The following is a 15,995-nucleotide window of genomic DNA, read 5'->3' as shown; positions in this document are numbered from 1 at the left end:
ACATCCGTTTTACTATTGTAATTGATTATTAGGGTTGAAACAAGTAGGACATTGATGCTCCGACTTCTCCCATACGTATTGAGTCAGTTCGGCCGTCATGCCGTAGAACATAAACGGTGTCATGAGATAGATGCCTTTGAAATGCGCTGTTGCTACGTCCAGCAGTTCTTTGGCAATTTTTACTCCCATCGCACGGCCTTCTTCGCCTTCCAGACCTGCCATACGGGAACGCACTTCATCCGAAAGCTGGATCCCGGGAACCTCGTTGTGTAGATACTCTGCATTCCGTCCACTCGCTAGCGGCATTACACCTACAAAAATGGGCACATCCAGGTGCTTGGTCGCTTCGTGCATTGCTACAATCAACTCAGGATCATAGATCGGTTGTGTCATGATGTAATCAGCGCCAGAGGTAATTTTCTTCTCCAGACGTTGTACAGCTTTCTCCAAATATTTCACATTGGGATTAAATGCTGCTCCGATTACAAAACCAGCTTTTTGCTTCAGTGGTTTACCTGAGAAAGCTACTCCATCGTTCAACTGTTTGATCATGCGTATGATTTCAAAAGAAGTCAGATCGTATACCGAGCTCGAACCAGGCAGATCGCCAAATCTTGCAGGATCTCCTGTTACAGCCAGTACATGATTAATACTCAAAGCATCAAACCCCATCATGTGGGACTGCGTTCCAATCAGATTCCGGTCACGGCAGGCAATATGCACCAGTGGACGAAGGCCCGTGCGATCCTGAACGAGGTGACCCAGCGCCATGTTGCTCATGCGTGTAACCGCGAGTGAATTATCGGCCAGTGTCAGGGCATCGGCTCCGGCTGCTTTCAGTGTCTCGGCACCTTTCATGAACTTGGCAATGTCCAAGTCACGTGGCGGGTCAAGTTCAACGATAACGGTGTGACGATGCTTGACCAGATCAACGATCGTAGGCTGTCCGCCACGTCCGGAACGCTCATCCACATTTTCATGCAACACAATACGCGGTTTGGATTCTGACGGATCAGGCTCCAGAATAGGCGAAGGCACATAGTCAGCAAGCGCCTCTTTCATAGCGGTGATATGATCAGGTGTCGTACCACAGCAACCACCGATAATACGAGCGCCCAGTTCAGCAAATTGCACTGCCGTCTGACCAAAGTACTCCGGAGTCGCACCATAACGGAACTCACCATCTACATAATCTGCTGCACCCGCATTCGGGTAGACGGACATTGGAATACCAATTCGTCCCGAGACGGTTTCCATGGCACGCATAATCCCGTTTGGACCTGAGCGACAGTTAAAACCAATGACATCCGCGCCCTGCTCCCGCATAATCCGGAAGGCTTCAGGCATTGTATATCCGTCCAGTGTGTGTCCTACATCCTCTACCGCGAACTGTCCAATTACGGGCAGATCACTTAGCTTGCGCGCTTGCAAAAGGGCAATATCCATTTCCTCGATATCATAGAAGGTCTCAAGCAAAATGCCATCCACGCCTTCATCTAGCAGTGCAGAGATCTGTTGTTGATAAAAGCGTTTCAGTTCACTCGTTGACACGTTCGTCCGCTTGCCACCTCGAATGGAACCAACTGCACCAAGCACATAACCGGTATCTCCAGCTACCTCTTTGGCGATGCGTACGCCGGCACGGTTCACGTCCTCCACCTTGGACTCCAGACCGAACTTGGACAACTTGTCGTAATTGGCAGAATACGTATTTGTTTCAAATATTTCTGTACCTGCATCCCGATAACGGCGATGTACATCCGCCACTACTTCAGGTGAAATCAAGTTTAATTCTTCATATGAAATCCCCACCGGGAACCCCATTTGGTACAGAAATGTTCCCATGGCCCCATCTCCAACGAGAACCCGTTCCTGCATAACTTTCCGCAAATCCGCCTTCATCCCATTTCCCCCCGCCTAGCTGTGATCATTTACATACTAATGTAACACAAAAAACGCTAAAAAACGAAGAAAAACACAGGTTTTTAATGAGTATCCAGCTCATATGGACTTTCTTGCCATACAGCCCCCAATATGTCTCTGTACAGGAGACACGACCTATCCTTTTTGACAAAAAAAGAGGCCCGCAGGCCCCTTTGGTTAAACCTTTCACTTTTTATGAAGTGATTCCTTTAAAAACAACTTCAGCAGGTCCAGTCATGTACACATGATTGTCAGCTTCATTCCACTCAATGTGGAGATCCCCACCCTTGAGGCTGATGACTGCTGTACGATCTGTATGTCCATTCAGGACAGAGGATACCAGTGTCGCACAAGCTCCGGTTCCACAAGCTAGTGTTGGACCCGCTCCGCGTTCCCATACACGCATGTCCACATATCCACGGTCACGAACTGTGGCGAATTCCACATTGATTTTTTTTGGAAACATAGGGTGCACTTCAAGAAGTGGTCCCCAAGTCGTGAGGTCAAAATTCACAGCGTCATCTACATAGATAACCGCATGCGGGTTACCCATGGATACGGCAGTGAATTTGAACGCATGTCCATTTGCTTCAATGTAGTGATCAACCACTGGGTTGGCATCCACCGTTGTAGGCACTTGAAGACCGTTCAGGATCGGCTCACCCATGTCGACACGTACCGTTTCCACTTTACCATCATGAATGTTGAGACTCACAGGTTGTACCCCTGCACCAATCGTTTCAATGGTGATCTGCTCCTGGCTCACGTGACCATGATCGTATACGTATTTGGATACACAGCGAATGGCATTACCGCACTGTTCTGCTTCCGAACCGTCCGAATTCATGATACGCATCTGAAAGTCCGCCTTCTCCGAAGGCAGTATATAAACCAGGCCGTCCGCACCGATGCCAAAGAAACGGTTGCACCATTTCACAGCCAACTCTGCCGCATCTGCCGGAAGCTCCTTTTCACCAAATACAACGATAAAATCGTTACCAAGTCCATGCATTTTCGTAAATTCCATAATCTTGCCCACTCCTTTTGGCAGTCTGCTGCCAAAGCTATATTCTTGCTCTTCTACAGGATTACCATAGAAATTCATATTCAGCATTTACACAAAAAAGCTATCCTGCAAAATGCCAAAGCTTCCGCTTTGAATCATTTTGAGGATAGCATACCGAAATAGGTAGGGAAAAGGTATTGATTTTATGCCGAAAACTTTGTACTTTTCGGTACGAAGCGGCCAGTACCACCCATACGGCGGCGATTACGACGACCACCCCAGACGCTGCCTGCGCCCATAAGAAACGTTGGAATGCCTGCAGCAACGATACAGATCGCCCATTCACGCAAGCCAAGCGGTACGGTTTTGAAGATCGGCTGTAACGGTTCAACGTACATGACAACCAGCATCAGTACAACCGATGAAATCACCGCAAGAACCAGATATTTGTTCTGTAAAGGATTCCGGTGGAAGATGGACCGCGAACTACGGCAATCAAAGACATGAATAAGCTGCGCCAAAACGAGTGTAGCAAAAGCCACAGACTGTGCCTTGATCAGTTGACCCGGATTATCCGGTGCAGCCTGAAGGGTAAGCCAGAACGCTCCGAGTGTGCATAACCCAATCAACACACCCCGGCTGACGATTTTCCACCCCAGTCTGCGGGCAAAAATGTTTTCCTTGGCGCCACGGGGTTTGTGTTCCATCAGATCTTTCTCAGGCTGATCTACCCCCAGCGCCATTGCAGGCAAACCATCCGTTACGAGGTTAACCCACAGAATCTGAATAGGTACGAGTGGTAGCGGCAGGCCCATCATCATTGCAAAGAACATCGTCAATATTTCGCCCACGTTTGATGCCAGCAAATAACGGATAAACTTGCGAATGTTCTCATAAATATTACGGCCTTCTTCAATGGCAGCCACAATGGTTGAGAAGTTATCATCACTCAGAATGAGCGCCGAAGCTTCCTTCGTGACATCCGTTCCTGTAATGCCCATCGCTATGCCGATATCTGCAGCTTTGATCGCCGGAGCATCATTGACTCCATCACCCGTCATCGCGACGACATGCCCTTTGCGCTGTAACGATTTCACGATGCGAAGCTTGTGTTCCGGAGATACCCTTGAGAACACGTAGATGCCCTCTACCTGTTTATCCAGTTGCTCGTCTGTCATGCCTGCCAGTTGCTGACCACTTAACGAAGCCCCTCCGCGGGGAAGAATCCCCAACTGATGAGCAATGGCTTCTGCCGTTGTTCCATGATCACCTGTGATCATGACAGTTCGTATCCCCGCCTTGCGGCATGTTGCAATCGCATCTCGCACTTCACGACGTGGTGGATCTATCATACCTGCAAGTCCTACGAAGACAAGCTGACTCTCGGCGGCATGTTCATCAGCCACTTTTTCTTCCGGCCGCACTTCACGATAGGCCATTCCAAGGACACGTAGTGCCGCTCCGGCCATGCTCTCGTTAGCTGCCATCACTTTCTGGCGCAGTGTCCCAGTGAAAGGCACGACCTTGCCTTCCCACAAAATATAACTGCAGTGTCCAATCAACACATCCGGTGCACCTTTGGTATAGATCATTCGGCCCCCCTGATGATGAACCAGGACCGACATGCGTTTTCGCTCCGAATCAAACGGGAATTCCTGCTGGCGGGCATACAACTCTTTGAGTCCGGCAGGAGTAAGCCCCATTTTGGAGGCCAGTGTGACGAGTGCCCCTTCCGTCGGATCGCCTTTCAGCTCCCAGAATACATTATCTCGTTGAACGGTTTCTTCTTGGAGTTCACCTTTTTTCGTGTTTTTCTTGCTTTCCTTTTTGGTATCCTTGCCCTTTTTCTTGCTCCCCACCTCGCTTGAAGCACTTTCCACAATACTCGCATTGTTGCAGAGCGCGCTGATCTGAAGCATTCTGCGTAGCGACTGGTCACTCTTCAGTTCCACCGTACGACCGTTCTCCAGCATCTGCCCTTCAGGTGCATAACCATCCCCGGTAACCTTGATGTTACGTCCCTCCAACCACACATCCGTTACCGTCATCTTGTTCTGGGTGAGCGTGCCAGTCTTATCCGAACAGATTACAGATGCACAGCCCAGAGTTTCGACAGAAGGCAGTTTGCGTACAATGGCTTTACGTTTGATCATACGCTGCACGCCTAGTGCGAGTGCAATGGTTACAATAGCCGGCAGACCCTCCGGTATGGCAGCCACCGCGAGGCTGACCCCCGCCAGAAACATGCCAACGGCTGGTTGTCCGTGCAATATACCTGCGACGACAACCATAATGGTTAATCCCAATGCGACAAAAATCAGAATTTTGCCCAATTGCTCCAGCCTGTGCTGTAACGGTGTTTCTTGCTCCTCCGTATTTTGGATCAGATCGGCGATTTTGCCCATCTCCGTCTCCATCCCCGTACGGATAACCACACCTTTGGCTGTACCACGAGTGACCATGGTACCCATAAAACCAATATTCTTCTGATCACCCAGCGGAACGTCCTCGTCCGCAATCGGAAGGCAGTGTTTGCTTACAGGAACCGATTCCCCGGTAAGTGCCGACTCCTCGACATCCAGACTGTTCGTTTGCAGCCAGCGCACATCCGCGGGTATACGGTCCCCACTCTCCACCATGACAATATCTCCGGGGACAAGTTGTTTGGCGGCAAGGTGTACTTCCTGGCCTGAACGAAGCACTTTGGCAAGAGGTGCAGACAACTGTTTCAATGCACGAAGAGATCGTTCAGCCCGGAATTCCTGTACAAACCCCAGAATTGCATTCAGTACGATAATAGCCACAATCGTTACCGCATCCAAATACTCACCCAGTAATCCGGATACCAACGTTGCTCCCATCAACACCAGCACCATAAAATCCTTGAACTGATTCAAGAGCAATGTAATTGGAGAAATGCGTTTCCCCTCGCTCAGCTCATTCGAACCGACCACTTTCCTCTTCTCTGCTACAGCTTCATCCGTCAATCCTTCCTGCGGGCTGACGCCAAGAGTGTTACGAAGCTCTTCATCACTAAGTTGATGCCACTTGGTATGTTCCATGCTTCAAGTTTCCCTCCCAGTCTGTATTTCATCTGCAAAATAAGCTCACATGACTCACCGGCGCGCTGGTCGACAGGCTGTACACTATGCCGGACAAACTACCTGCTCTATATGTATTCGGACAGGTCTGTGATTAGCACCCGGAAGGTGAATCCTTTCCCTGATGGACAGAATAGGCTAAAATAAAAGTCTGCGATGTTCTGCGCAGTACCAATTCCAGCGTTCAACAGGCAAGCAACGAAGAATCTGTAGCCAGTCCTTGTTTTTTTACATACCTGGTTGCACGTTTCAGTTATATAGATGAAGCATTTGGCATGATAAATGCAGATGCTCGATAGAGAGAGGAAGTGGAAAAAATGGCATTGGACGGCATTGTAACACGGGCCATTGTTCATGAACTGCAAGGCTGCATTGGTGGACGTATCAGCAAAATCCATCAACCGAATGGCCATGACGTAGTTCTCACCCTGCGTGCTCAGCGCGGAAATAGTAAATTGCTTGTTTCGGCAAGCCCAACCTATCCCCGTGTGCATTATACGGAAAAGACATTCCTTAACCCTACAGAAGCACCCATGTTCTGTATGTTGCTCCGCAAGCACTGTGAAGGTGCAATCATTGAGGAGATCCGTCAGATTGGCATGGAGCGTATTATCCACATCAATGTGCGCCAGCGCGACGAACTGGGGGATGTTTCGGTTAAACGGATCATCATTGAATTGATGGGGCGTCACAGTAATATTATTTTGCTTGATCCTGTAACTGGAACGATTCTGGATGGCATTCATCATGTGACTCCTTCCATCAGTAGCTACCGGGTAATCATGCCTGGATTCGCGTATACTGCCCCACCCGAGCAACATAAAAGTAATCCGCTCGAAGTGAGTCGTACAGCTTTCGAGGACAGCTATCATGCCACTGAAGAAGATGCATCACGCTGGCTTGTGAACTCCTTTAGTGGTCTTAGCCCGTTAATTGCGGGAGAGATTGCTGCTCGTGGAATTGCTGCTGAAGGCACCGTGAGCACTCCAGCTGTGGTTGAGGGTGAAAGCCGAGTTGAGACTGGTGCACTCTGGAACGCTTTTGAAGCCGTGATGGGACCTGTCAGAGATCATATCTACACACCTGTAACCGGAATGAACGCCAAAGGCAAAATGATTTTCTCAGCCGTTCACCTTCAGAGCATTCAGGATTTGGAGAAAACCTATGACACGATGAGCAAGTGCATGGAAGATTATTACGGAGATAAGGCTGAACGAGACACGGTTAAACAGAGAGTAAGTGATCTGCTCCGTTTTCTGCAGAATGAGCGAAGCAAAAACATCAAAAAGCTGGACAACCTGAACAAGGATCTACTGGAAGCGGATGATGCGGACAAGTTCAGACTATGGGGTGAGTTGCTGTTTGCCTCCCTGCATCTGGTTCACAAAGGGGACAAGAGCGTGGAGCTTGTGAACTTCTACGATGAAGACCAAGCCAACATTACCATTCAGCTTGATCCACTGCTTACACCATCTGACAACGCACAACGTTATTTCAAGCGGTATAACAAATACAAGAACAGTCTGGCTGTCATTCATGAGCAGCTTGGCAAAACCAAAGACGAGATTGACTACCTCGATAACCTGTTACAGCAGCTCTCCATTGCATCGATGAACGATATTGAGGAAATACGGGACGAGCTTGTACAGCAAGGATACCTTCGTGACCGTAATAAAAAGGGTAAAAAGAAGAAGAAAAGTGACCGTCCAACCGTACACCAGTTCACCTCCTCGGAGGGAATTGATATTCTTGTGGGCAAAAACAACCTGCAGAATGAGTATGTGACCAACCGTCTTGCTTCTTCCAACGACACTTGGCTGCATACCAAAGACATTCCAGGTTCACATGTCGTTATTCGCAGTACGGACTTTGGTGAAGCTACATTGGAAGAAGCAGCACAACTTGCTGCCTATTTCAGCCAGGCCAAGGAGTCCAGCAGTGTGCCTGTGGATTACACGTTTATCCGTCATGTGCGCAAACCAAGTGGTGCGAAGCCTGGTTTTGTGATCTATGATCATCAGAAGACGTTGTTTGTCACGCCAAATGATGAATTGATCAAAAGTCTGCCATCCACCATTAAAAATGGATAGTATGCTTAGCTCATAAGGTGCGATGTAACAGTAACAATAGAAAAATCCCCTGACCATTAACGGTTCAGGGGATTTTTGTGGTTGTACTACTTGTTTGAATGATATGTGAAGCTCAGCCTATTTATCATTTCCTTTGAATATTAATTCACTTATAAGTATAATAATTCAATTGTGATTAATAAAATTTGTAGTTAAAGGAAGTGTACCGTGACCATACATATCAGAGAAACTCAACCTGATGATCTGAAACCCCTGATGGCATTAATGCATGACTATGTGGTGGGATTCTACAACAACCCTTGGCCTGGTGATCAATCCATCCAGCTTTTGATCAACAACCTGCTTAATCAGCAGATCGGTGCTCAATTCGTGGCAGAAGAGGACGGGAAGCTTATCGGATTTTCCACCCTGTTCTTTACCTACAGCACGATGAAAGCAGAACGTGTCGCCATCATGAATGACCTATTTGTTACGGAAACATTCAGAGAGGGCGAAGCAGAAGTCAAATTATTTGCACACTGTCAGCAATATACGCGGGACCATGGATGTGCATATATGTCTTGGATCACAGCAGTGACCAATGAGCGGGCACAGCAATTATTCGAACGTCTCGGGGCTACACGTGGCGCTTGGGTAAACTATTCAATAACATAGACTCTTTTGAGAACAAAAAAAGGGACATGCAAACATGAAGGTTCAGCCCTATCATGCTTGCATGTCTCTTACTCCTTCGATCTTAAAATGTATCCAGTAATACAGAATTTATTATAGTCAGATAGAGCGTTGCAACGTCTCGCTTACTCTCCCCTTTGCTGTGAAGCAGCTGCCTTCAGCCTTTCCAACACATCAACCGTTACGGTCTTGCTACCAAGATCCCCGTGGAAAACAACACCTTGCCGTTTACCATGATAATCAGATCCACCTGTTTCAATGAGGTCGTATTCCTTGGCCAGCTTACCATACCTGCGTTCCTCTTCTGGGCCATGGTCCGAATGAAACACCTCAATGCCATCCGGAAGGGCGTCTTCAATGATGCGACGTACCAATTCATCATCATTATAGAGACCCGGATGGGCAATCACAGCGGCTCCACCTGCGGCTCTGATCCACTCACACGCATCCTCTGGTGCAACGCGGGGTACAGATACAAAGCCTGGCTTGCCTTCAGCAAGATACTGATCAAATGCATCCCGCATGTCAACAGCGTAGCCTTTTTTCACCAGCACATCGGCCATATGAGGTCTGCCAATACTCTCATCCGGCTCTAACGGTCGTCCCAGCTCATCCAGTACCTCCTGCCAGCTTATATCAAGCCCGAGTTCTTGCAGCTTGGCGATAATCAGATGATTCCGCTCATCTCGCGCTTCTCGTAATCCGGCCAACCGTTGCAGGAATATCTCATCCTCCGTATTAACGTAATAGCCCAGTACATGAATATCTTTGCCGCCAGCCCGGGTGCTGATCTCCACTCCGGCAACAACATCAATATCGTACTCTTTTCCCGCTTGCTGTGCTTCCGCTACACCAGCTACTGTATCATGGTCCGTTAGGGCAACCGCAGATAGCCCTTTTTGTTTGGCAAGCTTCACATTATCAGCAGGTGGCTGCATTCCATCGGAAGCCTGACTATGCGTATGAAGATCACAGCGTCCTTGGCGCTGATCCATGATCAACAGCTCCTTTGTGTAAATTGATTATGATTTAATCTTATCTACCATTGATGTTGCCAACGATTATGCCTTCCCCGTTTTATGTACCGACTTAGGCTGCTCCTGCTGACGCAGATAATTCAGGAAAGCGACTGCTGACAGGGGCAACAAGGACGATTTTAGATGGATGGCATAGAACTGCCTTTTGAATTCGAGTCCGCGGATATCCACAATATGAACGAGTCCCAGAGCCAGTTCATGCTGCACCGAAGAAGGAGATAACATCGTAATACCTACCCCTGCCTCCACGGCCGATTTTACCGCTCCTGTACTGCCAAGTTCCATCACTACATTCATATCTTGTGGATCAATCTTTTTCTTTTGCAATTGGTCTTCCATCACCTGACGAGTACCCGAGCCCTTCTCACGCAGCACAAAAGGATAATTCATTACATCCTCAATATTCACTTTGCTACGCTTAGCCAAATCATGTCCGGCAGGTACAATCAGTTTCAGCTCGTCCTGCATGACAGGCTCCACAATCATGTCCGGGTGGTGCACTGGCGCTTCAATCAGACCAAAATTAAGCTGGTGCTTCAATATATCATCCATAATTTGCGTTGTATTCATCACTTTCATGACAATTGAAATATCCGGATATTGAAGTGCAAATGGTCCGAGCATGCGTGGAAGCACATATTCCCCGATCGTTAAGCTGGCTCCCAGCTGGAGTCTGCCCTGTAACATCTGAGTAAACGCCGACATCGCTTCGTCCGTCTGTCTGACCAACTCTACACTCCGTTTCGCATGAGGTAATAAAGTTCGGCCAGCCTCGGATAATTCTATTTTTTTGGTGGAACGATGCAATAACTTGGTGCCAAAATAGTCCTCCAATGATTGAATCTGCATCGTTACTGCCGGTTGAGTCATATGTAATGCTTGTGCAGCCGCCGAGAAACTCCCCTTCTCTGCTACCGTATAAAAAATATGCAATTGGTGAAAATTCATATCTTCGCCCCTCTTCGATTACACTCTCTACATTGTAGCCGATTTCCCGCTTGGCAACAAAAAAAGCATGCAGCTTGTCTGCATGCGATAATCCTTGAATCTATGATTTCAACATATTGAATCTACTCAGGCTTACTTATGCTTGCGGCTATTTTTGACCAGCGTCATTCTTCTTGAATGTCTTAACCATGAATAATATGACTTCAGGTCCCTTAATTCAATGGTCTCCGACATACGTCCCAGAAACGTAACTACAATCATTTTGTGCAGCGGGTTGCCCGCAATATCATATTCTCCTTCAAGTTCGGAAAATTCGGCGACCACCACCAGATCCTCATCAATCAGGTAGACGTCCTGTTCATTACGGTAGTATGGTGTTATACGGTCCTGCTTCAGACACTCCCATAACCACGCCGCAATATGGTCATCATCACTACGTGCAGGCTCAATACGGTCTGCATACCGCATCTTGGCATGATGGGTAATGACGATGTCGGCCACTTTCTTGTCTCCAAGAGCCACGAAAAACGGCTCGTAGGTGCTCCAACGTTGCATCACCTTATCACGCATGGGAATCACTCTCCACCAGATAGGACTTTCTATCTATTTATTACCAAATATATTACAACATTAGTCCCGCAACCTCAAGGCGTAAGTTTAACTTTTTTTCACAATAGCCAATTTGTGTATAATTCAAGAAAAGAGCGACCCCAAAGGGTCCCTCCAGTTTCTCTTCTATATTCCGTAAAAGCTCGTTTTGTCCATCGTTTTGCTGGCATACTCGGTTTTGATCTCATTACGATACGAGCGTTCGATCTTGCGCACATAGGAAAGTCGCTTCACATTTTTCATCGTATCATCTGCCCGTTCTGCATTAACATACATGACTACATAATGCATACGGCGGGAGATATAATGCACGGTGCCATATTTTTCGAGATTACGGGCAGCTTTCAAATCACTGACCCAAATAATGAATCCTGTCCTTTCCGCAAACATCATCGTTCCCCGCCCTTCTATAATGATTACTTAACTGCAACCACACTTGCCGCCACTACCGCAGCCGCCCTTCGGATTCGGATCATTGCTCGGTACCTTAATGGTCGTTGACACTGCAAATGCAATGGTCTCTGACATCTGAAATAACATATCATCCAGGGACTTCTCTGCCTGTTTGAAGCGGATTACCGCCTCGAAATTTTCCAACTCCTGTTCCAGAGCCTTCACCTGGTCTTTTGCTGCATGATAATCCGGGTGAAAATGACCGAAACGCTGTGTTTCTTCAAACAATTCCTTCTTGGCATTCAGCTTCCGAATCCCCATCTGAATCTCAGGGGTAGTCTCGACTTGCTGCTTCCAATATAAATAATCCGATACTTCGGCAGATTGGTTAATCATGTCGCCCAGTTCATATGCGCCCGTTAACACTTGGGCCATATCGACCGTGTTCATTTCCGCTACGCTCATGAAATATTCATCCTATCTATATATAAAGTTCTACTTAACGTAGACTACCTCATCATAGCATATCCATGAATAGTTAAGAAGAGTTTTTCCTGCAATTAGAAATAGGGGGAACTCGAAAATTCGCCTTTCAACCTTATATTCACGTGAAATAGTCAGGTTATGACATCATCTGGCAGGATAAGACGCATTGTATTCCACTCTGACGGGGAGAATGTACGCCATTCCGTCTCTGATGTATTTTCACTTGAATCCAACATGCACCAACCGCTTAAAGTCCATTGTTCATGACCCTCTACCTGATGTGGAATGAGGTATTGCGTACGATTTTCCTGTTGTATCCCCAGCTTGGTCTGCCACTCAATGGCTTTGGCAGCAATCTGTCGGGCGGTTGAACTATGATATCGACGCCACTCCTTGTACCAGGTCTCCGGTATCTCCTCAAATCCCAACAGAGAGAACTTCTTCTCAATGACAGAATGATCACGCTCCAACCCATGCAGAGATGCAGGGACATCAACCAGACCTTGATTATCGAGTGTGTAGAAAGAAGAATATACACCGCTCAACATATCTTTTTCTAATAACTTCGGATCATCTGCGGAGCCTGTACTTTCCTCCATTACCTCCATACTTCTATCTACAGTCAATGGTGCAGCATCCGTCTCCTTGCCCCAATCTGCTAACGCAATACGTACATTATCTGGTATGCCTGTCAGCGCATATTGATCCAGAAACTCTATCACTTCATGTAATGCATACCCTCTGGCTATGGCCGAAATGAATCGTTCTCTTGTCAAACGGTAGATGGACATTCGATCACGCGTCACCCGTTCTGCGTATTGCTCCAGCATCCAGATTACATCAGGCCCTGCTTCCGGCGGTACCAACACTTCGAAATCAGGCTGCATGTAAAATCCACACGGCTCCGCCTCACTTACCATCTCTTGTTCTCGATATAACAGGCTATGCGGTTCAATCAGCCAACGGAATGCCAGCCCTCCCGACTGATCTTCTCCTACTTCACCATAACCCCAGCCAGCCAGTGCGTATATCCAGCCCCTGATCCGTGGTTTCAATTCCGAATTCTCTATATGGCACCATATGTTTTTTTCTGGAGCAAACAATGCCAATTGATAACGGAAATGCTGCAACGCGGGTTCAGCTTCTCCGTATCTTTCCATACACGCTTGATATATTTCCCGATGCATCTGTCTCCACGAGAGCTTCAACCATGTTTGTAATCGATGATCTACAATCTGAATTCGTCCATCTGACTTCTGACCCAGATTCAGACTGAGCAGTAGATCGAGAAGGATCGCTACGTGGGTCGGATACAAATCCGAATGTTCATATCGGATACCCAGACCTTCAAAGTCTGTCGAAGATAATACCGTGATCACACTTAATTTTTGAACACTTTTCTTATGTATAGTGCCCTTCCCTGTCAAAGGAAGTCCTTCTCTTTCGATCCACGCGATCAGATGAAGCAGCTCTGCAGCAATATCCGGCTTTCCCTCCTGTAGTACTTGAGCATACTGTGCCATCTGTTCAACGGTTATGCCCACTCTTTGTGCGTAAGCAATCGTCAATGTCTCCATCAGCGAAGCAGGAATATAGAATAATCGCTCCCCCCAACTCTTATATACAGATTCAATCCATTTTTGCTGCCTAAGGCTGGCGAATGAAGAATTGGCTTCTGCGACACTTAGTCCTTCGATGGCCCACTGTTCTCGCGGCAGGAGGGAGGAAAAAGGCTGACCGGCATGTTTGTGAAAAATTGCACCAAGCACTTTTTGTTCCACCAAAGCAAGCTTTGACCATGAATTAAGGTTCAGTACCACAGGCTCATCTATTGGTTCAAATGAAGACATATCCCAATCCCTCCTCTTTTCGCGAGTATAAATGGACTATTCGTTCTCGTGCACAATGGCATATTCATATCCCTGCTCCACCAAGAACATCTGACGGTTTAATGCAAACTCCTGTTCCTTACTATCCTCTGATACCAACGCATAGAAATATGCTTTGTTTTCTCCAGCTTTTGGTCTCAGAATTCTCCCCAAACGCTGTGCCTCTTCCTGCCTTGACCCGAAACTCCCGGATATCTCAAGCGCAACAGCAGCATCAGGCAAATCCACAGCAAAATTAGCAACCTTGGATACCACAATTGTTTTAATCTCTCCATGTCGAAATGCAGCAAACCACTTGATTCGCTCTTGCTGTGACATGGTTCCCGAGATTAGAGGTGCTTCAATTTCCCGGGCAATCAACTCAAGTTGATCCAGATATTGTCCAATCACTAGCGCAGGCAAATCCCGATGACGTTCCAGCAAACGCTTGACTACACGTACCTTCGCCGGATTCTCGGCAGCCAATCGAAATTGGTGCTTAACCTCGGCTTGCAGATAATTTGATCTTAGTTCCGGGGAAAGCGGGATACGTATCTCCTGACATTGTACATCGGCAATCCACCCTTGCTGCTCCAATTGTTTCCAAGGCATATCATAGAGCTTCGGACCAATCAACGAAAACACATCCTGTTCACAGCCATCCTCTCGAACCAAGGTGGCCGTCAATCCCAGCCTTCGCGTAGCTTGAATATCCGCAGTTGCACGAAACACTGGTGCTGGTAGCAAATGTACTTCATCATATATGATCAGCCCCCATTGCCGCTCACTGAGCAGTTTGATGTGGGTAAAATCAGCATCCTTTGATTTCCGGTGTGTAAGAATCTGATATGTAGCTACAGTCACAGGTTTCACCTGTTTTTTCTGACCGGAATACTCACCGATCTGTTCACTGGTAATCGTGGTTTTGTCTTGAATTTCCTGAATCCACTGTCGCACAGACGTTGTATTAGACGTCAAAATAAGGCATTCACATTGAAGCCGCTCCAGCACGGCCATGCCAATGACTGTTTTTCCTGCCCCGCAAGGAAGTACGAGTAAACCGCTTCCTCCCATGCCCTCACTGCCTTCGAATGCATCCACAGCCTCTCTCTGGTAAGAACGCAGCGCAAACCTCTCAGAGTGGTCCCCCGGATCATTAGACCGCCAATCAAATGAAAGCTTGGTTCCCTCCCGATATCCCACGTAATCAAGTACGGGGTAACCCAATCGTGTTAATTCCCTTTTTAATAACCCTCGCTGTTCTCCTGGGAGCAGAAGTTCATGAGCGTCCTTACGTTCCATGCGAAAGGCAGCTATTGTTTTCAATCCACTTAATTCATCCAGCAACCGCTCATCCTCACTGTAAAGGCGCATTCTGGTGTGATCTGCTTCGGAATGTAGCTTTAATTTGCCATACTGATCCATGATTCTCCGAACATCCTGTATCAGTGCAGCAGGCACGTTCCAGCGGGATACCAGCTCCAAACTTGCGATGACCTGATCTGCATTCCATCCCAGCGCAGCCGCATTCCAGAGCGATAACGGAGTGATTCGGTAGGTATGAAACGCTGCTGGTGTCTTAACCAGTTCTGAATACATCCCAAGCTGCTCTCTTGCTCTTTCGAATCCGGGGTGACCAACTTCCAGCAAAACTGTAAAATCTCGCTGAACGATACAAGCATCTGTCCTTACCGTATGTTCTGTTCCTTCCATTTGGAGCCTTCCTCCTATCACAAAAAAAGTCCAGTTCCGGCAGCTTCCGAAAATGAACCTCTATAAAGTGCACGTTCAAAAAGTCTAGTTTTCAATACCGAAAAGTGGACTTTTTGAACAACATCTATAAAATCCACAAAAAAACATCC

Annotated in this window: 12 protein-coding genes; 2 read left to right on the top strand and 10 right to left on the bottom strand. The window is 47.4% G+C overall.

The window, feature by feature from the left end; all coding sequences use genetic code 11:
• Window positions 1-12 precede the first annotated feature (12 nt).
• From AC1DE7_RS20330 to AC1DE7_RS20320, 3 genes are all read right to left on the bottom strand, one after another.
• Window positions 13-1,902, bottom strand: coding sequence for a bifunctional homocysteine S-methyltransferase/methylenetetrahydrofolate reductase (locus AC1DE7_RS20330; RefSeq protein ID WP_047843687.1), 1,890 nt, complete (start codon window positions 1,900-1,902; stop codon window positions 13-15).
• Window positions 1,903-2,116: 214 nt separating this feature from the next.
• A complete protein-coding gene (gene dapF / locus AC1DE7_RS20325) occupies window positions 2,117-2,950 on the bottom strand; it encodes a diaminopimelate epimerase (RefSeq protein WP_340017921.1) in 834 nt (277 codons plus the stop codon).
• A gap of 182 nt (window positions 2,951-3,132) precedes the next feature.
• Entirely contained in the window at window positions 3,133-5,991 is a 2,859-nt protein-coding gene (locus tag AC1DE7_RS20320) for a calcium-translocating P-type ATPase, SERCA-type (RefSeq protein ID WP_127545444.1), read from the bottom strand.
• Between the two features lie 356 nt (window positions 5,992-6,347).
• On the opposite strand from AC1DE7_RS20320, the gene AC1DE7_RS20315 reads away from it, so the two are divergent.
• Together AC1DE7_RS20315 and AC1DE7_RS20310 are read left to right on the top strand one after the other, a co-directional pair.
• Window positions 6,348-8,120 (top strand): Rqc2 family fibronectin-binding protein, encoded by a 1,773-nt coding sequence (locus AC1DE7_RS20315; protein ID WP_282320814.1) that lies wholly within the window; start codon window positions 6,348-6,350, stop codon window positions 8,118-8,120.
• A gap of 207 nt (window positions 8,121-8,327) precedes the next feature.
• Window positions 8,328-8,774, top strand: coding sequence for an N-acetyltransferase family protein (locus AC1DE7_RS20310; protein ID WP_477535059.1), 447 nt, complete (start codon window positions 8,328-8,330; stop codon window positions 8,772-8,774).
• Between the two features lie 143 nt (window positions 8,775-8,917).
• On the opposite strand, the gene AC1DE7_RS20305 is transcribed toward AC1DE7_RS20310, so the two are convergent.
• The 7 genes from AC1DE7_RS20305 to AC1DE7_RS20275 all read right to left on the bottom strand — a co-directional run bounded on the left by AC1DE7_RS20305 (window position 8,918) and on the right by AC1DE7_RS20275 (window position 15,846).
• Window positions 8,918-9,787 (bottom strand): PHP domain-containing protein, encoded by an 870-nt coding sequence (locus AC1DE7_RS20305; RefSeq protein ID WP_338706544.1) that lies wholly within the window; start codon window positions 9,785-9,787, stop codon window positions 8,918-8,920.
• 66 nt (window positions 9,788-9,853) lie between these two features.
• Entirely contained in the window at window positions 9,854-10,777 is a 924-nt protein-coding gene (locus tag AC1DE7_RS20300; protein WP_036614641.1) for a selenium metabolism-associated LysR family transcriptional regulator, read from the bottom strand.
• A 132-nt stretch (window positions 10,778-10,909) separates the two neighbouring features.
• Window positions 10,910-11,347: a hypothetical protein gene (locus AC1DE7_RS20295; RefSeq protein ID WP_017687436.1), complete on the bottom strand. Its 438-nt coding sequence runs from the start codon at window positions 11,345-11,347 to the stop codon at window positions 10,910-10,912.
• A gap of 165 nt (window positions 11,348-11,512) precedes the next feature.
• Window positions 11,513-11,776 (bottom strand): YlbG family protein, encoded by a 264-nt coding sequence (locus AC1DE7_RS20290; protein WP_026080981.1) that lies wholly within the window; start codon window positions 11,774-11,776, stop codon window positions 11,513-11,515.
• 30 nt (window positions 11,777-11,806) lie between these two features.
• Window positions 11,807-12,244 (bottom strand): YlbF/YmcA family competence regulator, encoded by a 438-nt coding sequence (locus AC1DE7_RS20285; RefSeq protein ID WP_036614642.1) that lies wholly within the window; start codon window positions 12,242-12,244, stop codon window positions 11,807-11,809.
• A 152-nt stretch (window positions 12,245-12,396) separates the two neighbouring features.
• Window positions 12,397-14,115 (bottom strand): helicase-associated domain-containing protein, encoded by a 1,719-nt coding sequence (locus AC1DE7_RS20280; RefSeq protein ID WP_477535058.1) that lies wholly within the window; start codon window positions 14,113-14,115, stop codon window positions 12,397-12,399.
• A 36-nt stretch (window positions 14,116-14,151) separates the two neighbouring features.
• Complete coding sequence (locus AC1DE7_RS20275) at window positions 14,152-15,846, bottom strand: DNA repair helicase XPB (RefSeq protein ID WP_477535057.1); 1,695 nt, start codon at window positions 15,844-15,846, stop codon at window positions 14,152-14,154.
• Between the last annotated feature and the right edge of the window lie 149 nt (window positions 15,847-15,995).

It is taken from the genome of Paenibacillus sp. 10L310 (assembly GCF_056395745.1).
This window is presented reverse-complemented; position numbering and strand designations above follow the sequence as displayed.